We start from the raw sequence: 20,210 nt of genomic DNA on the forward strand, positions 1-20,210 counted from the left end.
TAATAGTTTGAATTTTATACTTAGATGATTAATATAAAGAAAGGTTGCTTAATTTTACCGTTTTATTATGAACCTAAATACTATTTTCGAAATACAATCTGAAGAAGATTTTACCAAACTGGCTTTGACTATTTTTAAGTATCAATTTAAGAATAATAAAGTGTATCGTTCTTTTTGTACGCTATTAAATGTTTATCCCAGTGATATAAAAAGTATTGAAGAAATTCCTTTTTTACCCATTCAGTTTTTTAAATCGCATCATGTAGTATCATCTAGAGATGCTGTTCAACAAATTTTTACCAGTTCCGGAACAACAGGAACGGCAACCAGTAAACATTATGTAACTGATCTTTCTACCTATGAACAAAGTTACCTCAACGCCTTTAAGTATTTTTATGGTAATATAGAAGAATATACCGTTTTAGCACTGCTACCCTCCTATTTAGAAAGAGAAGGATCTTCATTGATATATATGGTTAATGATTTGATAAAAAAATCTAAAAAGGCAGAGAGTGGATTTTATTTAGACAATTTATCTATACTAAAAGACACCCTTGTTAAATTAGATGATAAAAAGGAAAAAGTGTTACTTATTGGAGTTTCTTTTGCTTTATTAGATCTAGTTGAAAACTATACTTTTAATCTCAAAAACACCATTATTATGGAAACAGGAGGTATGAAAGGAAGACGTAAAGAGTTAATTAGAAATGAACTGCACAACCTATTAATCGACGGTTTCGGTGTTGATAAAATTCACTCAGAATATGGAATGACAGAATTGTTAAGCCAGGGCTATTCTAAGGGGTATGGTATTTTTAATACACCACCTTGGATGAAAATTTTGATACGTGACACAGAAGATCCTCTACAACTTTTATCTAATGAAAAAACAGGTGGACTTAATGTTATTGACTTGGCAAATATTAATTCGTGTTCGTTTATTGCTACGCAAGATTTAGGTAAAAACCATGTAAATGGTAGTTTTGAAATCTTAGGTCGTTTTGACCATTCAGATGTAAGAGGCTGTAATTTGCTAATTTGAGAAATGCTGAAATTTAAGTTTCTAAAACAGTATTGTTTTTAAATTGAAAGGAGTCAAAACCTTTTTGCAAATTCTTAACTCCCTTTAATTTGACTAAAATTTTCTATATAAAATATGTTTCATTTTATACTGTTAACTTACCAACTGATAACGTCTTGCACCACTGTCTTGTTCAGAAATCTTTAATGTATCTAAGTAGTTTTTAAACTGCTCTATATAATTATAAAAAATACTCTTATCGTTTGTAATTCTTTTCATAGTTCTTACGCCTTCCAAAGAATTTATAATGAATTCTGCTGCAGGTTCTGTATTAATATGCCTATCCAAATAGCCATCATCAACTCCTCTATATAAAAAATTAATCAAAGCAACTTTCCATTCGTTCATTATATCCTTCAATTGCAGTTGTAATTTATAATCATTTTCTTCATGACTTAAATCTATAATAAAGTTGACTAATGGACTCCCTAAATTTTGATTTAAAGATTTATCATTTATTAATCTATCTTGTAGTAAATCAGAAAGTATAAATATAGGATTACCACGTTCAGATAAAGGCTCAATAAAATCACTATGAATTTCCTTACTTACCCGTTCCTGAATTATAGCCTCAACAAAATGATGTTTATTTTCAAAATGATAATAAAATGCTCCTTTGGTCAAGCTTACATCTTTAATAATAGTATCTATACTTACAGCATGATACCCATACATTTTAATTAATTCATAGCCTTTGTCAATTAATTTCTGCCTAGTCAATCTTCGTTTTATTTCTTGAGTCATTTTTTCCACTTATTTAAAATACTGATGCTCCCGAGGTATCGGGACAGTACGATGTTATTACATTGATGAAACAATTATAAGTTAGAAACTCCTACTTTACTATTCAAAATATTTTTGCAAGGCTAAATACTAAGCAGTTTGTGATAAAAAGAATTGTTAGAACAAAAACCACTAAAAACAAAGGCTAGCAATCTTTTTAATACTATATAGTTTGTTTATTTGGTAAATATAAATTCGCTAGTTGTGTTATTAAGTACGGAAAACAATAGTTCTTTGTGTTGATATTATCCTCTAATATCATCCAAATACATTATCCATATTAAATCAAGCTTTGTTCCCTATTCTTGCAATATGATAAATACTATTTTCATTAATTCTTAGCGGTAATTATTTCTAATAAATGAAAATATTTATGCAACAAGGTATCACCTAAATGGTGGTATTTAATGTTGAGCTTTCAACATTTTAGATTCTTTAAATGCTCTTCTTTTTAAAGAAATGGAAGCCAATACAAAATAAATTAGGCTTAATATCCATAAATGATTCCATTCGTTTAGAACTTCGAAGAAGCTCGCCTTCATCTGTGTTAATCGTACAAAGCCATTGATACCAGGAGTTGAAGGAATTAATTTTGCCAAGCCTTTATAAAACTCAGAAAACCCTTCAACAGGAAACGATAATCCGCTCAACATTAGCGATGGAACCGAAATAAGTACCAAAAAGACAATGGCTTCTTCACGTCTTTTGAAAAAGGAACTGATGGAGATACCCAAAAATACCGTAGAAAACACATAAGGCACTAAAAATAAGTAAATAGTGAGTAATGAAGATCTAACGGGAATTGAAAATAGTGTATAAACAATACCAACTTGAATAGGAATAACCACCATAAAAATAGCTGTATATAAACATGCTTTTGCCAACAAAATAGGAATGGTTCCACCTGGGTGTAATAATCTGGGAAAATTTGTATGTGTTGATATGTATTCTTGTCTAGAACCACTTAAAATACCAATACCCATGAGCAACACTAATTGTACAAGTAAAGCGGTTAGCATTGGAATTAAATAATTTGCATAACCTGCGGAAGAATTAAATAAACTCGTAGAAATTGCTTTTATGGGTGTGTAATTTTGTTGTGCTTCATCAATCGTTTTACCCAAGGCCATTTGTTTTTTAATAACAATACCCGCCGAAAAGTAACCGTTAATTGTAGTGACATCTCCCAAAACTTTTTTGTAAAAAATCATATTAGCAGCATCTGAAAAAGTAGTAATGGTCGTTTGTTTTCCGCTACGAATGTTTTTTTCAAAGTTTTTAGGAATAATAACAATTCCCATGATATCTTTTGAATAGTAAGCCACTTTAGCTGCTTGCACATCGGTGTAATTTGCAATGGTTTTTAAACCCTCTGTAGCATCCAACATATTGATGTAATCTCTACTCATTTTAGATCCATCTTGATTGATGACAGCAACAGGAACCTCTTTAACTACTTGATTAGAATATATATATGTGTAAGCAATCAAAATAACAACAGTCATTAATACAAAAGTGCTTATAACTGCTTTATCTGATTTAATAGCACTCCATTCCGTGACAATGGTATTCCAAAAAGAAGTTTTCGCTTTATAATATGTTTTAAAAGATACCTTCATTTTAAATATGATGCTTAAATTTTCCTTTAATAAATAGCCCTTTTAATTTAAACCAACCTAATGTAAGCGGTACAATACATAACACAACCAATATGACTATAGATTTTAACGAATAAAACATTGGAAAACCTCGTTGAGATTGGTCTAATAACAATTCGAAAAAATGAGTAAATGGAAAAATTTGGCTTAACCATTGCATAAATTTTGGCATTCCAAAAATTGGAAATGTGATTCCTGAAAAGGATAAACTAACTGCTGCAAAACCTGAGGCTATTGTTAATGCTTCCCTAAAACTATTGGTTAACGCAATGATTAATAATGCAAAAGATTGATTGGCAATAATTAATAAAAGAAGACCAACCAACACACCTATTTTACTTCCATGAAAAGGAAAATCTTGCCATACGTACATACTGATTAGCATAATTACACCTACCAACATAAACCACAACGTATAGGGTAACACTTTTCCTACAATAATTGACCAAAGATTTCCATTTGCAATGCTTAACAATTTATTTCCTTTGTTATATTTTAAATCAGTCCCAAAACAGTACGTAGTGGTAAGAATGACAAATAATTGAAAAAACATAGCCAAAAACCCGGTATTTAGATAATAAGAATAATTGGTGAAAGGATTCGATAACACATGATTATTAGTTGTTAACGGTTGAAAATTAACAATGGCTTGTTGGGTAGAAATTCCTTGTTTACGTTGTTTTTCAATGTTAATTCCAGCTGAAATAGTTCCTATTACTTTTCTAAAAGCTTTGTATTCCAACCCTCCGGCTAAAATTAAATCACTATTGTATTGGTTTATGATATTTACTTGTTTACCTTTTTTTAAGTTTACTTCAAAATCTTGTGGGATGGTTATAAGTCCATATACTTTCCCTAGCCTAATAAGTTCTTCACCTTTTTGCTCATTTAAAGGGAAATAGCTTACTTCCAATTCTGGAGAAGATTCTAATTGGGAAATTACATTTCTTGAAATTGATGAATGGTCTAAATCTATAATTGCAATAGGTAAATTTCGTGCAACACCATCACTTAAAAGTGTATTAAAGAATAAAATAGAGACAAAAGGAAGTATTACAGCAAAAATGAATGTAGTTTTTGAACTAAATAATTGTGCTATTTCTCGCTTCGCTATTTGTACTGATGGTTTCATTTTATCCCTTAAATTGAGAATAATCGATTAAAATGCTCATTCCAGGACGTAATTCTATCTCTTCAGAAACTGGAGAAGCTTTTATTTCAAATGTTCTAACATCAAAATCACCAGTAGCCTTTGTTGCATTCCATGTGGCATAGTCGCCCAAAGGAGCCACATAGTATATTTTAAATTTTACTTTTTTGTTGTTTAACGCAGGAATAGTAGCTTCAAACTCTGATTCTTTCTTAAAGTTCATTAAGCTCGTTTCTTTAACATTTACAATAGCATAACTGTTCGTTAAATCAATTAAGTGAGCTACAGGATAACCAGCTCCAACCAGCTCTCCTTCTTCTGGTAAAAAGTTGAGGACCTCAGCATCAATAGGAGCAATGATATTGCGTTCGTTTTTGTAGCTTTCTAATTCTATCAAAGCACCGTCAGCCTGTTTTACCAATGCAGAAGCGGCTTCAATATCTTCATTTCTTGCACCTTTTAAGGCCATTTGATAACCACTTAAAGCCGTTTCTTGATCTTTAATGGCAGCTTCTTTTTTTGCATAAATTTCATCGCGTTGTTGTTCAGAAATAACACCATCTTTAAACAGGTTCTCCATTCTTTCAAATGTTTTTTTCATCACATTAGCTGCTGCAGTTGCTTTTCCGTAGATACTTTTTGCGGCTTGTATTTCTTCTTTACGAGCACCGTTTAGAGCTTTATTTTTTTGAGCATTTGCTGCGTCTTTTAAAGCCAATGCTTGTTGCTCTTTTGCCATGATTTCAGGACTTTTAAGAGTTGCCAGTAACTGTCCTTTTTTAACACTTGCACCTTCTTTTACCTCAAAAGTGTTAATCCTTGTGGGTATTTTAGCAGATAGATAAATTTCTTTCGCTTCAATTCTACCTTGTAATACAATCGACTTAGGTTTATTTAAAAACCAAATACCAATTAATACTAAAATGGCAATAAGTACAATGCTAAAAAGTGATTTTATAAATTTTGCATTTTTCATTTTAATTTTCATTTAAGAACGATTCTGTTTCGCCAATACGTACCATAAGCTCTCCATAAGCCACATTGTACAGGTATAAAGCTTTTATTTTATGTAATTTTATTTCAGTTAACTTTAATGTTGCGTCTACAACTTCCAATGAAGTTCCTGTACCTTCTTCAAAAGCACGTGTTCGCATAAATTTTAATTTTTTAGCAAAGGTTTCATCAGTTTTAAGACTTTTAAATTGTTCCAATTGCTTTTCAATTTCATTGTATAATTTTTCAGTGTACGTCGTTAAATTCAATCGAGCTTGTTTGTCTAAAGCTTCTATTTGGGAAACTTTATATTTAGAAGCTTTTATTTTATGTTCACGTTGTAAGCCATTAAACAATTCCCATTCTACACCAACACCTACAACCCATTTTGTATCTACTAAAGGTAAGTTGTCTTTCCAAAGTAAATATTTTCCAAAAACACCAACTTTTGGAAAATAATCACTGTTCTCTACCTTAACGCCAACTTTAGCTAGTTCATAATTTCTTTCAATTGTTTTAAGTTGTTTGTTTTCTTTCAACATTTCAATTTGAAATTCATTTAATGGCTTTAAAATAGAGGGATCTGAAAATACTGTAGAAATTGACTCAAGGTCATCAATACCAATTAAATTCTTTAGTGCCGTTGTTGCCAATGCAACATCTTTTTTCGCAGCTAACAATTCCCTTTTGGCATTAGATAATGCCACTTTAGCATTCAAAGTTTCTACTTCTGGAATCATTCCATTTTCAAAAAATTTATCGGCATGGTTACTATGCAATAATACCGTTTCATAGACTTCTTTTCTTAAAATTTCAGCTTCTTTAGCCAGTTTTAATTTATTGAAATAAGTAATTAAATTAACAGTTAATTCATCTTCCTTCAGCCTATGATTATTTTCCGAAAGATCTAATTTAATTTCAGAGGCTTTATTAGCAGCATTAATTTTTCCACCAGCATAAAGCGGCATAGAAATGTCTGCAGATGCAAAACCTATGTTTCTATCTAATAATGAAAAATTCCAATCGCCTAAAACAGCTGCGGGTTCAGAAATACTTAATAAACCACCGACCATGTCTCGTTCTGCGTTTAAATTGGCGGAAATATCTTTATCTAAATTCAAATAAGTACCAGAAAGACTAACGGTAGGAAGCCGCAATCCCTTAGTAGCTTTTTGTTCTTCTTCCATTGATTTTACTTCAAAACTGGAGGCTTTTATTTCTCCATTTTTTTCTAACATTAACTCACGGGCTTTTTTCAAAGTGAGTTCTTGTGCATTTGCCACAGTACCAATTAAAAATAGCATACACGTTGCTATTTTTAAGATTGAAACTATTTTTATTTTATTAGACTCCATTTCCTTTCATTTACATTTTTAAAAACTTTAAAATATTGGCTGTCAAATAGTTTAAGTCATCACTATCTTTGGATTGTTCTAAACCAAAGGCTTTATTTCTTTTAAAATTGATATAATCAACCGGATAAATTAAGATATGGTAGTGCAATTGAAACAAACTAATAGTATCAGAAACTTCACCTGAAGTTATTCCTATACGTTTTATGTTTTCCATTAAACCAAAATGTTTCACTTTAAGTTCTTCCGATAAATTAAAATTTTCATTGTGTAATAATTGATAATAGAATTTAGAAGCAATCGTTTCGTTTTTAGAATACACTATTCTATTGCTAATAAAAGTATTGATAATAGGTTCAATTGTTGTGGGATTTAGTGTTAATAAAAACTCTAATTCATTAACCAATGACATAACTTTCTTCGAGTATAAATCATTAATTAAATCTTGTTTTCCACTATATATACGGTATAAATAACCTCCACTAACATTTGCGTTTTTGGCTATCATCGCTATCGTAGTTGCTTCAATACCATGTGTAACAATGGTTTCCATTGTAGCTTCTTTAATACGATTTATTTTATCTTCGTCAATTTTACGTGCCATATTAAATAGATTAATTATTCACACTACAAAATTATGAATAAATGTTCATTCATTTATTATAAATCGTAATTTTTTATTATATATTGTGTAAACCCATTAATTTTACTAGTGATAACCAATGGAAGGACAGTTTATTAATGATAATCAATATTTTATCAGGTTTATAAAACTTGATTTTTGGGGAGGAAAATTATCTTTAATTACAGATTAAATAGTTATCTTATTATCGATAATTCTTGTGGCATTTGAAAAACATAAATTAAGTGAGATGGAAGATAAAAATTACATACCAGATGTACTCGGAGCTAATTTTAAAAAATTAACCTTGCCCCTGTCCGATGATTATGAAGGAAAAGCAGTTGCAACCCTAATACGCCATAAAACAGATAAACCATCACTTAAAGCTATTTTATATATCCATGGATTTAACGATTATTTTTTTCAAAAAGAAATGGCCATAAGGTTTAATCAACAAGGTTATAACTTCTATGCATTAGATTTGAGAAAGTATGGACGTTCTTATTTACCACATCAAAAACTAAACAACGTTCGCTCTCTTTGTGAATATGATGAAGAAATAGCTATTGCTTTACAAATTATCCAATCAGAAAACAATACTCACGTAATTTTAATGGGACATTCTACTGGCGGACTCATTATATCAGACTATGCCAAAAGGCATCCAAAAAGCGACTTGTTTCATGGCATAATATGCAATAGTCCGTTCTACGATTTTAATTTAAGCACTATTGAGCGAAAAATAGGAGTTCCTATATTGTCAATTATCGCCAACTATTTCCCCGATAAACCTATAAAAAGTGGTTTGTCAAAGCTATATGGTTTAAGTCTTCACAAAGACCACCATGGCGAATGGAACTACTCACTGGCTTGGAAACCTCTAATTATACCAACGGTAAATCTGAGTTTCATAAGAGCCATACATAAGGCTCAAAAAAGTATAAAGAATAATTTTGTCATTGATGTTCCCATACTTGTAATGCACAGTGACAAATCAGTTTTTGAACATCTTTGGTCTGATAATTTCAAACACGGTGATGCCGTTTTAAATGTAAATCACATCTCAAAAATTGCACATAAAATCAAAGGAAATGTTACTGTATGTAAAATTAAAAATGCCATGCATGATCTATTTCTCTCAGAAAAATCGGTAAGAGAAGATGCATATGAGAAAATGTTTGAATGGATTGGGAGTAATTTTTAGCCATGTTTACTTTAGATGAAAACGGACAAGTCATAAGCATAAAAAGAAGGCATTTCACCAACTATTGATTTTAGCTTTGATTTTCAAGATTTTGATTTAAATAGGATTGATGAATAGATTCGCTTATCATTAGATAATTAAACATTTTAACGGTTTTTATCATTAAGTGTAAAACATTTTGATTGAAACCATCTAACCTACGAAATCCGAAATGAATTATTTTGTGTTTTATTTAACTTGAATTGTAAACTTTCTTAACATTTTTAAAAATATATTATTATATCCTTGCTTTAAATAAAAAAACTTCTTTTATGAAAAAAAAATATTTAGTAATTATAATGCTATATTTTATATTTATTGCTAATGCACAAAATGATAAAGTCATCAATTGGATTGATGAGAATGCGATTACAATTGAAGACGCAAACCCTGACACACAACTTTCAATATTCAATGATAATATTCCAAAAAGATTTGCAGACGCAAAAATTTTTGGCTTTGGGGAAACTACTCATCACGGAAAAGAATTCTTTGATTTAAAGGCTAAATTTTTCAAATATTTAGTAAAATCTCAAGATGTCAAAGTTTTTATAATTGAGGACTCCTATCCCTCAGAATCAGGAATTAATGAATGGATAAGTGGCGGAAAAGGAGATGTAAAAACAATTGCCAAAAACTTCAGCATTGTACCTTGGTATTGTAAAGAAGTGGTCAATCTCTTAGAATGGATGAGAAACTATAATCTTGACTTAACTAAAGAAAAACAAATTCGGTTTTATGGCATGGACATTCAAAGCGTAAAAAACATTAATAAAGAAATACGAGATTTAGTTAATAAATATAATATTCCCGTTAGTAAAGAACTTCTCACTGTAGCAGATAAATGTGCAGAAAAAAAAGTTGAATACAACAAATCAACTGATTGGGCAGACATTCAAGTTCCTAAATTAAATAAAATAGAGAGTATTTTACTAAATTCTAAAAATGGAATTAAAGATGATAATATTACAGAGTTCAATTCGGTAATTAGAGCACTTGATTATTTAATAAAATACACGTTCTATGTACAAAACAATTACAGTCAAGATAGAGACTTAAAAATGTATGAAAATGTTAAGTGGATAATAGAAAATAAATCAAAAAACGGAAAAGCCTTTGTTTGGGCTCATAACGAACATATTAATTATAGAGGATTTGGAAATTATAGTAAGCGAAACATTTATAATTTAGGAAGACATCTAAAAGAACATTATAAAAATAATTATTATAGTGTAGGATTTGATTTTGGTAAAGGAACTTTAGGTGGCTATACTTTCAACAAAGATGAAGGAACTAAATGGAAAACGTACCAATTAAAAGAACCATTCTCTAAAACATATGCAAAAACTCTTATTCAAGCAAAAGAGGACATTTATTTTATAGATATGGACAAAGCGTTAAATAGTAATGCTAAAGATTTCTTTAATACAAAAAATATGCAATTAGTCAATGGTGGTCCAGGTTATAATCCTAAAAAAAACCAATTATATAAACAAAAATATTCCGAAATGTATGATGGATTAATATTTGTGAAAAAAATATCTGTTCCTAACTATATATTTAATGAATTGTAAGCTTAAGCCTTGTATAATTATTACTTTGGTTGATGCTCATTTGAAAAATCCCTCAAAAAACCTAAACCACTCGTAACAAAAAGTAATTCTTTTTGCCTCGTTGTAACAACACAAACTTATCTGCAATTAAATCCTCAACAGAAAGCGTATGATCATCTTTAACCTTTTCTTTGTTGATTGATATAGAGTTTTCTTTTAAAGCTCTTCTCGCCTCTCCATTTGATTTCAAAAATCCTGATTTTTCATTTAATGCAGTAATAATATCTATTCCTTCTTCAAGATCAGTTCTAGAAATTTCTGCTTGTGGAACACCTTCAAAGACATCTAAAAAAGTTTTTTCATCTAAGCCTTTCAAATCTCCGGAGGTAGATTTACCAAATAAAATATTTGATGCTTTTATGGCATTTTCCAACGCTTCTTCAGAATGCACCATTCTGGTTACTTCATTTGCAATGGTTTTTTGTAACAAACGCAAATGAGGTTGTTCTTTATGCTCTTCTATTAACTTTTCTATCGTTTCTTTATCTAAAAAAGTAAATATTTTGATATATTTTTCTGAATCGTCATCAGAAGCATTCAACCAATATTGGTAAAATTTATAGGGTGAAGTTCTTTCTGGGTCTAACCAAACATTTCCACCTTCTGATTTACCGAATTTGGTACCGTCAGCTTTCGTTATTAATGTACAGGTAATAGCATACGCTTTTCCTTGTACTTTACGACGAATTAATTCTGTACCGGTAGTAATATTTCCCCATTGATCAGAACCTCCCATTTGAAGTAGACAATTCTTTTCCTTGTATAAATGTAAAAAATCGTAACCTTGAATTAATTGGTACGTAAATTCTGTAAAGCTCATTCCTTCATTAGATTCAGCATTCAATCTGTTTTTAACAGAATCTTTTGCCATCATGTAGTTTACAGTAATATGTTTACCAATATCTCTGGCAAAATCTAAAAAGGACAATTCTTTCATCCAATCGTAATTATTTACCAATTCTGCTGCATTATCAGCACCTGAAGAAAAGTCCAAAAATTTTGATAGTTGACCTTTAATTCCATTAACATTTTTGGTTAAAGCAGCCTCATCTAATAAGTTTCGCTCGTTCGATTTTCCTGAAGGATCACCTATCATACCCGTTGCTCCACCGACTAAAGCAATAGGTTTATGTCCAAATTGTTGAAAGTGTTTCAATAAAATAATAGGTACCAATCCGCCAATATGTAAAGAGTCTGCAGTAGGGTCAAATCCGATATAGGCTGAAGTTACTTCTTTATTCAATTGTTCTTCAGTGCCTGGCATTGCATCATGCAATAGACCTCTCCAGCGTAATTCTTCAACAAAATTATTAGTCATAGTAGTAAAATTTTGACAAAGATATGCTTAATAGTAAAAAGGGTAAAATAAATAATGGAATTTAAGTTTTATATGAATCAAAACACCCTTATGGTCAACTCATCGGGCCAATCCCCTCATTAAAATTTTCATCTAAATGAAGTAAATACAATTTAGAAAATATATTTAGTATACTAAGGATTATTAGTTATTTTAGAGGCATGATTTTAGTTACCGGTGGTACAGGTTTAGTAGGTTCTCATTTGTTATTTCAATTGGCACAACAAGGTGAAAAAATTGTAGCAATTCATAGAAAAAATAGTGATTTAGAAGCTGTTAAAAATGTATTTTCATATTTCTCATCCAATTATGAGTCACTTTTTAAATCCATAACTTGGGTTGAAGTAGATCTTAGCGACGTTCCTGCTTTAGATTTTGCTTTTAAAGGCGTTACCAAAGTATACCACAGTGCGGCGATGATTTCTTTTAGTGCCTCTGATTATCGAAAAATGCGAAAAGTTAACATTGATGGTACAGCAAATATTGTTAATTTATGTGTTGCCAATCAAGTTGAAAAACTGTGTTTTGTAAGCTCTGTAGCTGCTGTGGGAAAACCCTTAACCGGTAAAAATATTGACGAGGAAAACGAATGGAATGTTGCTGATAATAATTATGGTTATGCAATTACAAAATATGGTTCTGAAATTGAAGTTTGGCGGGCTGGTCAAGAAGGAGTAGACGTTGTAATAGTTAACCCTGGCGTAATTTTAGGATCTGGATTCTGGAAAACAGGTTCTGGAAAATTATTCGATAAAAGTTATAACGGATTTCCTTTTTTTACAGAAGGTATTACTGGTTTTGTTGATGTCCAAGATGTTACCAATATCATGATTAAATTGATGAATAGTACTATCAAAAACCAACGCTTTATTTTAGTTAGTGAAAGTATGTCTTTCAAAACGTTGTTCTTCTCAATAGCGGATGCTTTTAACAAAAAAAGACCAACAATTAAAGTGACCAAACTTATAAGCGGTATTGGTTGGCGTGTAAATTGGTTGCTCAGTAAATTCTCAGGCAAAACACCTATGATAACCAAGCAATCAGCAAATTCATCTCATAATCGTTATTATTATTCTAATAAAAAGATAAAAGAAGCTATTGATTATCAGTTTATTCCCTTAGAAGAAACCATTAAAAATGTATGTAAAAATTATATGAAGGATCAAAATGGATAATACTATTGACTTATTCTTACTTTACAACTTCTATAGTTTCGTTAATAATTGAATCCATTTTAGTTTTGGGCTGGTAAATTTCCCTATTTTCATCTAACCGTCTTTTAACGTCCTCAAATATTTTTTGATAGTCATCTATTTTAGAAGTATAGTACAAATTACTTTCGCTAAATTGTATACTGTCTATCTTATACTTTTCAAAAACTAATGGTAAATAATTAATATTATTTTTTTTATCTATTGTTTGTACTGACCTCGCTCCTCTAGCAATATAAATATCTGTCCAAATCTTAATCATTTGATCCCTTTCGATCAAATTATCAGGTTTTTTATAGATTGTCTTACTGGTACAAGAAACTATAAAAAGGAAAGCCAACAATGGATATACTAATTTTTTCACTTGATTTATATATATTAATTTACAATTATTTATACGAATAGTATTCCTACTGGGTTGAGAAAATATTGTAGGATTTACTATTATTATTTTTCAAAAACCCTTCTAAGAGGGTCTTGTGAAAGTTAATTGCATTCCTCGATTATCATCATCAAATTTACCGTGATTATAAACTAATTTTCCATTGACAAACGTATGAGTAATTTCCGAATTAAATGTTGTTCCTTCAAATGGTGACCAACCACATTTATATAAAAGACCTTCTTTTGTTATGGTTTGAGGCGACTCTAAATCTACCAAAACTAAATCAGCATAATAACCTTTTCTAATATACCCCCTCTTTTCTATTTGAAATAATATTGCGGGATTGTGACACATTTTTTCTACCAACTTTTCTAATGATAGAATACCATGGTGTGTTGCTTCTAACATTGCCAGTAACCCATGTTGTACTAATGGCCCGCCACTTGGAGCTTTTGTATAAATTTGTGACTTTTCTTCTAACGTATGTGGTGCATGGTCAGTTGCAATCACATCGATTTTATCAGTTAAAAGAGCTTTCCATAGTCCTTTTTTATCTTCTTTGGTTTTAATAGCAGGATTCCATTTTATAAAAGTACCCTTTTCTTTATAAAAAGAATCGTCAAACCAAAGATGATGCACACAAACTTCAGCAGTAATTTTCTTTTCTTCTAGAGGAATATCATTTCTAAATAAAACCGTTTCTCTCGCTGTCGATAAGTGAAAAACATGTAATCTAGCTCCTGTTTTTTGAGCTAATGCAACTGCTTTTGAGGAAGAAATATAACACGCCTCTTCACTTCTTATTTTTGGATGGAAATCCATTGGAATATTATCTCCATACATTGTTTTAGCACTGGCCAAATTATCACGAATGGTCGTTTCATCCTCACAATGCACAGCAATTAACATTTTAGTAGATGAAAATATCTTTTCAAGTACTTTTTCATCGTCCACTAACATATTACCCGTAGAAGAGCCTAAAAACAATTTTATAGCCGCAACTTTATGCGGATCTGTTTTTAAAAGTTCCTCCAAATTATCATTTGTACCACCAAACATAAAAGAATAATTGGCATAAGAAGCATTTGCTGCAATATCAAATTTATCTTGCAATAAAGCTTGAGTTGTAGCTTGTGGAACCGTATTTGGCATTTCAATAAACGACGTAATACCTCCTGCAACAGCAGCCTTACTTTCTGTACCAATATTAGCTTTATGCGTTAAACCAGGTTCACGAAAATGAACTTGATCATCAATAACACCAGGCATAACATATTTACCGAGCCCATCAATAATTTGTGTGTTGGTTGGTACATTATCAATGGTTCCTACTTCCGCAATCAATTGGTCTTCAATCAAAATATCTCCAGTGATTATTTCACCTTCATTGATTATTTTAACGTTTTTTATAAGTGTTCTGTTCATAGTATTATTAATATTCGAGTCTTTGATTTTTACTAATCAAAAACTGATTAAAGCGATTTTCCAATCAATGGTTTTATTTTGGAAGTCCTTTTAATTTCATTTTAATTACTCCTAAAATGGCTTCACCAATTATGGAACTATCCATTTTAGATTTACCTAAAGCTCTATCCGTAAAGATAACGGAAACTTCTTTGATGTTAAATCCATGTTTCCATGCTTTAAATTTCATTTCGATCTGAAAAGCATATCCCACAAATTTAATCTTATCAAGTTTAATAGTTTCCAACACATTTCGTTTGTAACAAACAAAACCTGCAGTAGTATCATGTATTGGTATTCTAGTAATAAACTGCACATATTTACTCGCAAAATAGGACATTAACACTCTATTCATAGGCCAATTAACCACATTTACACCTTTAGAATAACGAGAACCAATAGAGACATCTGCACCGTAATCATGACAAGCTTGGTATAATCTAATTAAATCTTCTGGATCATGCGAAAAATCAGCATCCATTTCTATGATGTAATCATATTTTTTTGCCAAAGCCCATTTAAAACCATGAATATATGCTGTACCAAGTCCTGTTTTTTCTTTTCTTTTTTCTAAAAATAAACGAGAAGGAAACTGAGCTTGTAAGCGTTCTACAATTGCTCCTGTTCCATCTGGAGAATTGTCATCTACTACCAATATATCAAATGCCTTTTGTAATGAAAATACGGTCTTAACCATGTTTTCAATATTTTCTTTTTCGTTATATGTGGGTATAATGACTAAAGTGTCTGACATTGTAATTATTTAATCTACAAATTTAGAGCAAAGGTAAAATAAAATATTACTAATTTTGTGTTAATAATTTCAAACCATGTTAGAAGCTACTGAACGTATTGTTGTATCAAAAGATTGGATTACAATAGTACTTCTAATTGCTGTTACTTTACTGATTTTAAATCGATTAAAATCTAATGATAGGTATTATAAACTAAAAAATTTATTATTTAATAATACGTATATAAATAGTTTTTCAAAAGCCAACCCATTACTATTTAATTCATTTAGTATAATTTTTCTAGCCGTTTATGTAATTATTATTTCTTTCTTATTATTTATTATTGTCCATTTAGTAGAACCTGAAATGGCTTCATATGACTTTTTATTTTATCTTAAAATTGCTTTTGTTGTATGTGTGTTTTTTGCGATTAGAATTATTGCAGGTTTACTTTTAGGAATTTTAATTGAAAAAGAAAGGATTCAGAAACACTTTACATTCCTGAAAGCAAGCTATTTAAGCAATTATAGTCTCATAATGCTCCCATTAATTGCTATTCATTTTTATATAAATTCTACTATTTATTCCTATTTTCTGTTGATTACCGCAGCTGCATTATTTCTTTATTATTATGTTTTATTGGTCAAAACAAATCAATCTTTAGTTTTTGGAAAATCGTTTTATTTTATTTTGTATCTTTGCACGCTCGAAATAGCTCCTTTTATAATAATGATTAAATATTTTATTCTATAAGGGCATTTAAGAGAAAAGTGTTTATTTAACGCCTTAACCTATTTTCAGTTAAGCTGACAATTAAAAATTAAGGCATGCCTCCCGACTATTCGGGATGATCAATAAAAACTATATAATACAGATGAAAGTAAAAACTATTTTAGTTTCTCAACCCGCCCCAAGTACGAAGCAATCTCCATACTTCGATTTATCCGACAAGCAAAAGGTAAAAATTGATTTTAGATCTTTTATTCATGTTGAATCGGTTGACGCAAGAGAAGTAAGAAATCAAAAAATTGACTTATCTAATTTTACAGCTGTTATTTTTACCAGTAGAAATGCAATTAATAACTACTTTAGAATAGCAGAAGAAATGCGTTTTACAGTACCTGATGACATGAAATACTTCTGTCAATCTGAGGCTGTAGCTTATTATTTACAAAAATATGTAGTCTATAGAAAACGTAAAATTTATGTAGGTGAGCGTACTTTTCAAGATTTATTAAAACAAATTAAAAAACACAAAACAGAATCCTTTTTATTACCTTCTTCAGATAAATTAAAACCATTAGTTCCAGAGTTACTAAATGAACTTGATATAAAATGGGAAAAAGCGGTACTTTATAAAACAGTAACTAGCGATTTATCAGATTTAAAGAATGTATTATATGATGTTTTAGTATTTTTTAGTCCTTCAGGTATAGAGTCATTATTTCTTAATTTTCCAGATTTTAAGCAAAATGATACTAGGATTGCAGTCTTTGGAAATACTACTATTAAAGCGGCAGAAGAGGCTGGATTACGTATAGATATTACTGCTCCAAGTAAAGAAACACCATCTATGACAATGGCATTAGAACATTATATTAAAAATGTTAATAAATAAACATTTACCTAAAACCATAAAAAAAGCGGACATTAAATGTCCGCTTTTTTTATGATTAATAAATTCTATTTTTCTTTATTGATCTCTACTAGAATTTTACCTTCTAATTCTTCTGCTAAATCAGGATTATCTTTAATTAAAGATTTTACAGCATCTCTACCTTGTCCTAATTTGGTCTCACCATAACTAAACCAAGAACCACTTTTCTTAATAATACCTAATTCTACGCCAATATCTAGTATTTCACCAACTTTAGAAATACCTTCACCATACATAATATCAAATTCAGCCATTCGGAAAGGCGGTGCTACTTTGTTTTTAACCACTTTTACCTTAGTACTATTACCTATAACTCTATCACCATCTTTAATTTGTGTTCTACGTCTAATATCTAAACGAACAGATGCATAAAATTTTAAGGCATTACCACCAGTAGTAGTTTCCGGGTTACCGAACATTACACCAATTTTTTCACGCAATTGGTTAATAAATATTACAGTACATTTTGTTTTACTTATAGTTCCAGTAAGTTTACGCAAAGCCTGAGACATTAAACGAGCATGTAAACCCATTTTAGAATCACCCATTTCACCTTCAATTTCACTTTTTGGTGTAAGTGCAGCAACTGAATCAATTACCACAATATCAATAGCTCCTGATCTAATTAAATTATCAGCTATTTCTAAAGCTTGTTCTCCATGATCTGGTTGTGAGATAATTAAATTATCAATATCAATACCTAAATTCTGTGCATAATATCTATCAAAAGCGTGTTCTGCATCAATAAATGCCGCAATTCCTCCAGCTTTCTGAGCTTCTGCTATTGCATGTAAGGTTAATGTTGTTTTACCTGAAGATTCTGGTCCATAAATTTCTATTACTCTACCTCTTGGATAACCACCAACACCTAAAGCTATATCTAATCCTAAAGAACCAGATGGAATTGCTTCAATATCTTCCGCAACATCGTCTCCTAAACGCATTACTGAACCTTTTCCGTATGTCTTATCTAATTTATCTAAAGTTAATTGTAAAGCCTTTAGTTTTGCTGCTTTTTCTTTGTCTTCTGCCATAATTCTGCTTAAAAGTATATTTAAAATAATAGTCGCTAAAATACGAAAAAGAACTTTAAATTTTATACCATAAAAAAGTAATGTTTATAATTACTATTAATAGTATACTTTTTATTATAATGATATATTAAAATAATTTTCTTTTTGTTTTGTTACTCTTTGGTAACTATTATTTTGAGAAATAACATACAATAAACTAATAACAAAGGCCTTTAAATAATATTTATTGATGTTATTGATATGAAGAATATTTCAATTATTAATCCTTATCATATTCACGGTCCAAATAAAAACTTTCAACTTGGTAATTTTTAAGAGGGTATAGAAACCAGCTTTGCCATTTTAAATAAACCTATAAACTGAGCGTAAACTATTTTTAATCTAGCAATTTTTCAATTGCAGCATGTTGAAGTAAAATAACCGTTTTTGCATCATTTATTTCACCAGTTTTAATCATTTCTAAGGCATTTTTAAAAGGCATTTCTAATACTTCAATTTCTTCAGTTTCTGATGCTAATCCTCCGCCGTCATTTACTTTCATATCCTCATTATATTCTCCTACAAAGTAATATATTTTTTCAGTAACTGCACCAGGGGTTGAATATATAACAAATACTTTTTTAACTTTATCTAAGAGATAACCCGTTTCTTCTTCGGCCTCTTTTTTTATACAAGTAATAGGATCATCTTCGTCTAATAAACCTGCACAAACCTCTATTGACATACCATCATCATTACCATTTAAGTAACTAGGCATTCTAAATTGTTTAGTTAATATAACGGTACCTTTTTTACTATTAAATAATAAAATACAAGCTCCATCACCTCGATCATAACTCTCTCTATTTTGGTTTTGCCATGTACCATCTTTTAACTGATAATCAAAATTTACTTTATCTAAGGTGTACCAATCATTTGATAAATTAGTAATCTTTTTTATTTTTACTTTAGGATTGTTCATTGTCTAATATCATATATATATGTGGAATACCATCTTCTAAATACCCTTCTCCTTTTTGTTGAAAACCAAAAGATTCATAAAATTTTTTAAGGTAAACTTGACCTCCTATTTTTATAGGAGTTTTTCCATATAGTTTATAGGTTTCATTTATAGTTTGCTCTATAAGCTTCTTACCTAGTTCTTGTTTTCTAAAATTTTCATGCACTACTACTCTACCAAATGCAGATTGTACATAATAATCACCAGGTTTAAAAATTCTTGTATATGCTATGACTTCATTATTATTTATACAAAAAAGATGATGAGCTAATTGATCTTTATTATCTAATTCTGGATAGGGGCAATTTTGTTCTACAACAAAAATATCTATTCGAAGTTTTAAAATGGAATAAAATTCATTTAAAGATAATTGATCAAATGTTTTTAAAAACCATTTCATTTTATGAACACGCTATTTTATCAACTCTGGTTTGATGACGCCCACCTTCAAAATCCATATTTAAAAATATATCAACAAAATTAATTGCTTGATGTACTGATACAAATCGGGCAGGAATACTTAATATATTTGCATCATTATGTTGTCTTGCTAACGCAACCAATTCATTATTCCAACATAAAGCTGCTCTAATTCCCTGATGTTTATTGGCCGCAATTTGTGCACCATTACCACTTCCACAAATGGTAATACCAAAATCAACCTCTTTATTTTCTACAGCATTAGCTACTGGATGAACAAAATCTGGATAATCAACACTATCATCAGTATCAGTTCCAAAATTTATGACCGTATGTCCGTTTTCCTCTAAGTGCTTTACTATAGCCTTTTTGTAATCAGTACCCGCGTGGTCATTACCTATTGCAATCTTCATTTTTATATCTTTTAGTTTAAAATTCAAATTTACCACTATT

Annotated in this window: 20 protein-coding genes; 6 read left to right on the forward strand and 14 right to left on the reverse strand. The window is 30.1% G+C overall.

The genetic code is table 11. The features are described 5' to 3' along the window. The first annotated feature begins 67 nt into the window (after positions 1 to 67). On the forward strand, positions 68 to 1,042 hold the full coding sequence (locus tag FF125_RS21545) for a LuxE/PaaK family acyltransferase (RefSeq protein ID WP_138952244.1): 975 nt from the start codon (positions 68 to 70) through the stop codon (positions 1,040 to 1,042). A 132-nt stretch (positions 1,043 to 1,174) separates the two neighbouring features. On the opposite strand, the gene FF125_RS21550 is transcribed toward FF125_RS21545, so the two are convergent. The 6 genes from FF125_RS21550 to FF125_RS21575 all read right to left on the reverse strand — a co-directional run bounded on the left by FF125_RS21550 (position 1,175) and on the right by FF125_RS21575 (position 7,621). Then, positions 1,175 to 1,825 carry a TetR/AcrR family transcriptional regulator gene (locus FF125_RS21550; RefSeq protein ID WP_138952245.1) on the reverse strand — a complete coding sequence of 217 codons (651 nt, stop codon included), beginning with the start codon at positions 1,823 to 1,825 and terminating at the stop codon, positions 1,175 to 1,177. A 443-nt stretch (positions 1,826 to 2,268) separates the two neighbouring features. Then, positions 2,269 to 3,483: an ABC transporter permease gene (locus tag FF125_RS21555; protein ID WP_138952247.1), complete on the reverse strand. Its 1,215-nt coding sequence runs from the start codon at positions 3,481 to 3,483 to the stop codon at positions 2,269 to 2,271. A gap of 1 nt (position 3,484) precedes the next feature. Next, entirely contained in the window at positions 3,485 to 4,654 is a 1,170-nt protein-coding gene (locus FF125_RS21560) for an ABC transporter permease (protein WP_138952249.1), read from the reverse strand. 1 nt (position 4,655) lies between these two features. Beyond that, positions 4,656 to 5,648, reverse strand: a complete 993-nt coding sequence (locus tag FF125_RS21565) for an HlyD family secretion protein (protein WP_175418981.1) — start codon at positions 5,646 to 5,648, stop codon at positions 4,656 to 4,658. Between the two features lies 1 nt (position 5,649). Then, positions 5,650 to 6,969 (reverse strand): TolC family protein, encoded by a 1,320-nt coding sequence (locus FF125_RS21570; RefSeq protein ID WP_175418982.1) that lies wholly within the window; start codon positions 6,967 to 6,969, stop codon positions 5,650 to 5,652. A gap of 61 nt (positions 6,970 to 7,030) precedes the next feature. Next, positions 7,031 to 7,621, reverse strand: coding sequence for a TetR/AcrR family transcriptional regulator (locus tag FF125_RS21575; RefSeq protein WP_138952255.1), 591 nt, complete (start codon positions 7,619 to 7,621; stop codon positions 7,031 to 7,033). Between the two features lie 268 nt (positions 7,622 to 7,889). Between FF125_RS21575 and FF125_RS21580 the strand changes: the two genes are divergently transcribed. Beyond that, the gene (locus tag FF125_RS21580) at positions 7,890 to 8,843 is read left to right on the forward strand and encodes an alpha/beta hydrolase (RefSeq protein ID WP_138952257.1); all 954 of its coding nucleotides are present in this window, start codon (positions 7,890 to 7,892) and stop codon (positions 8,841 to 8,843) included. A 311-nt stretch (positions 8,844 to 9,154) separates the two neighbouring features. Beyond that, entirely contained in the window at positions 9,155 to 10,456 is a 1,302-nt protein-coding gene (locus FF125_RS21585) for an erythromycin esterase family protein (protein ID WP_138952259.1), read from the forward strand. 61 nt (positions 10,457 to 10,517) lie between these two features. On the opposite strand, the gene tyrS is transcribed toward FF125_RS21585, so the two are convergent. Next, positions 10,518 to 11,813, reverse strand: coding sequence for a tyrosine--tRNA ligase (gene tyrS, locus FF125_RS21590; protein WP_138952261.1), 1,296 nt, complete (start codon positions 11,811 to 11,813; stop codon positions 10,518 to 10,520). A 200-nt stretch (positions 11,814 to 12,013) separates the two neighbouring features. Between tyrS and FF125_RS21595 the strand changes: the two genes are divergently transcribed. Then, positions 12,014 to 13,027, forward strand: coding sequence for an NAD-dependent epimerase/dehydratase family protein (locus tag FF125_RS21595; protein WP_138952263.1), 1,014 nt, complete (start codon positions 12,014 to 12,016; stop codon positions 13,025 to 13,027). Between the two features lie 16 nt (positions 13,028 to 13,043). Here the strand turns inward: FF125_RS21595 and FF125_RS21600 are convergent, their stop codons facing one another. The 3 genes from FF125_RS21600 to FF125_RS21610 form a co-directional block, all read right to left on the reverse strand. Next, positions 13,044 to 13,427 (reverse strand): DUF4296 domain-containing protein, encoded by a 384-nt coding sequence (locus tag FF125_RS21600; RefSeq protein ID WP_138952265.1) that lies wholly within the window; start codon positions 13,425 to 13,427, stop codon positions 13,044 to 13,046. Positions 13,428 to 13,529: 102 nt separating this feature from the next. Then, positions 13,530 to 14,873, reverse strand: coding sequence for a dihydroorotase (locus FF125_RS21605; RefSeq protein ID WP_138952267.1), 1,344 nt, complete (start codon positions 14,871 to 14,873; stop codon positions 13,530 to 13,532). 73 nt (positions 14,874 to 14,946) lie between these two features. Next, on the reverse strand, positions 14,947 to 15,666 hold the full coding sequence (locus FF125_RS21610) for a polyprenol monophosphomannose synthase (RefSeq protein WP_138952269.1): 720 nt from the start codon (positions 15,664 to 15,666) through the stop codon (positions 14,947 to 14,949). A 76-nt stretch (positions 15,667 to 15,742) separates the two neighbouring features. On the opposite strand from FF125_RS21610, the gene FF125_RS21615 reads away from it, so the two are divergent. Together FF125_RS21615 and FF125_RS21620 are read left to right on the forward strand one after the other, a co-directional pair. Next, positions 15,743 to 16,399: a DUF4271 domain-containing protein gene (locus FF125_RS21615; protein WP_138952270.1), complete on the forward strand. Its 657-nt coding sequence runs from the start codon at positions 15,743 to 15,745 to the stop codon at positions 16,397 to 16,399. A gap of 121 nt (positions 16,400 to 16,520) precedes the next feature. Then, positions 16,521 to 17,264, forward strand: a complete 744-nt coding sequence (locus FF125_RS21620) for a uroporphyrinogen-III synthase (protein ID WP_138952272.1) — start codon at positions 16,521 to 16,523, stop codon at positions 17,262 to 17,264. A gap of 65 nt (positions 17,265 to 17,329) precedes the next feature. Here FF125_RS21620 and recA read toward each other — a convergent pair whose 3' ends face one another. The 4 genes from recA to rpiB form a co-directional block, all read right to left on the reverse strand. Next, positions 17,330 to 18,337 carry a recombinase RecA gene (gene recA, locus FF125_RS21625; RefSeq protein WP_117880140.1) on the reverse strand — a complete coding sequence of 336 codons (1,008 nt, stop codon included), beginning with the start codon at positions 18,335 to 18,337 and terminating at the stop codon, positions 17,330 to 17,332. A 376-nt stretch (positions 18,338 to 18,713) separates the two neighbouring features. After that, positions 18,714 to 19,298 carry an NUDIX domain-containing protein gene (locus FF125_RS21630; protein WP_138952274.1) on the reverse strand — a complete coding sequence of 195 codons (585 nt, stop codon included), beginning with the start codon at positions 19,296 to 19,298 and terminating at the stop codon, positions 18,714 to 18,716. Next, the gene (locus FF125_RS21635; RefSeq protein WP_138952276.1) at positions 19,285 to 19,737 is read right to left on the reverse strand and encodes a GNAT family N-acetyltransferase; all 453 of its coding nucleotides are present in this window, start codon (positions 19,735 to 19,737) and stop codon (positions 19,285 to 19,287) included. The genes FF125_RS21630 and FF125_RS21635 overlap by 14 nt, the downstream gene beginning before the upstream one ends. Before the next feature lies 1 nt (position 19,738). Further along, positions 19,739 to 20,170 carry a ribose 5-phosphate isomerase B gene (gene rpiB, locus FF125_RS21640; RefSeq protein WP_138952278.1) on the reverse strand — a complete coding sequence of 144 codons (432 nt, stop codon included), beginning with the start codon at positions 20,168 to 20,170 and terminating at the stop codon, positions 19,739 to 19,741. Positions 20,171 to 20,210 lie beyond the last annotated feature (40 nt).

It is taken from the genome of Aureibaculum algae (genome assembly GCF_006065315.1).
GTDB lineage: Bacteria > Bacteroidota > Bacteroidia > Flavobacteriales > Flavobacteriaceae > Aureibaculum > Aureibaculum algae.

What these genes read in the sequence shown, in the direction of transcription:
- FF125_RS21570 (WP_175418982.1), bottom strand. Translation starts at nt 6,969, where the DNA reads ATGCTATTTTTAATTGGTACTGTGGCAAATGCACAAGAACTCACTTTG.
- FF125_RS21635 (WP_138952276.1), bottom strand. Translation starts at nt 19,737, where the DNA reads ATGAAATGGTTTTTAAAAACATTTGATCAATTATCTTTAAATGAATTT.
- FF125_RS21545 (WP_138952244.1), top strand. Translation starts at nt 68, where the DNA reads ATGAACCTAAATACTATTTTCGAAATACAATCTGAAGAAGATTTTACC.
- FF125_RS21605 (WP_138952267.1), bottom strand. Translation starts at nt 14,873, where the DNA reads ATGAACAGAACACTTATAAAAAACGTTAAAATAATCAATGAAGGTGAA.
- FF125_RS21560 (WP_138952249.1), bottom strand. Translation starts at nt 4,654, where the DNA reads ATGAAACCATCAGTACAAATAGCGAAGCGAGAAATAGCACAATTATTT.
- FF125_RS21580 (WP_138952257.1), top strand. Translation starts at nt 7,890, where the DNA reads ATGGAAGATAAAAATTACATACCAGATGTACTCGGAGCTAATTTTAAA.
- FF125_RS21550 (WP_138952245.1), bottom strand. Translation starts at nt 1,825, where the DNA reads ATGACTCAAGAAATAAAACGAAGATTGACTAGGCAGAAATTAATTGAC.
- FF125_RS21615 (WP_138952270.1), top strand. Translation starts at nt 15,743, where the DNA reads ATGTTAGAAGCTACTGAACGTATTGTTGTATCAAAAGATTGGATTACA.
- recA (WP_117880140.1), bottom strand. Translation starts at nt 18,337, where the DNA reads ATGGCAGAAGACAAAGAAAAAGCAGCAAAACTAAAGGCTTTACAATTA.
- FF125_RS21620 (WP_138952272.1), top strand. Translation starts at nt 16,521, where the DNA reads ATGAAAGTAAAAACTATTTTAGTTTCTCAACCCGCCCCAAGTACGAAG.
- FF125_RS21610 (WP_138952269.1), bottom strand. Translation starts at nt 15,666, where the DNA reads ATGTCAGACACTTTAGTCATTATACCCACATATAACGAAAAAGAAAAT.
- FF125_RS21585 (WP_138952259.1), top strand. Translation starts at nt 9,155, where the DNA reads ATGAAAAAAAAATATTTAGTAATTATAATGCTATATTTTATATTTATT.
- FF125_RS21575 (WP_138952255.1), bottom strand. Translation starts at nt 7,621, where the DNA reads ATGGCACGTAAAATTGACGAAGATAAAATAAATCGTATTAAAGAAGCT.
- rpiB (WP_138952278.1), bottom strand. Translation starts at nt 20,170, where the DNA reads ATGAAGATTGCAATAGGTAATGACCACGCGGGTACTGATTACAAAAAG.
- FF125_RS21555 (WP_138952247.1), bottom strand. Translation starts at nt 3,483, where the DNA reads ATGAAGGTATCTTTTAAAACATATTATAAAGCGAAAACTTCTTTTTGG.
- tyrS (WP_138952261.1), bottom strand. Translation starts at nt 11,813, where the DNA reads ATGACTAATAATTTTGTTGAAGAATTACGCTGGAGAGGTCTATTGCAT.
- FF125_RS21595 (WP_138952263.1), top strand. Translation starts at nt 12,014, where the DNA reads ATGATTTTAGTTACCGGTGGTACAGGTTTAGTAGGTTCTCATTTGTTA.
- FF125_RS21630 (WP_138952274.1), bottom strand. Translation starts at nt 19,298, where the DNA reads ATGAACAATCCTAAAGTAAAAATAAAAAAGATTACTAATTTATCAAAT.
- FF125_RS21565 (WP_175418981.1), bottom strand. Translation starts at nt 5,648, where the DNA reads ATGAAAAATGCAAAATTTATAAAATCACTTTTTAGCATTGTACTTATT.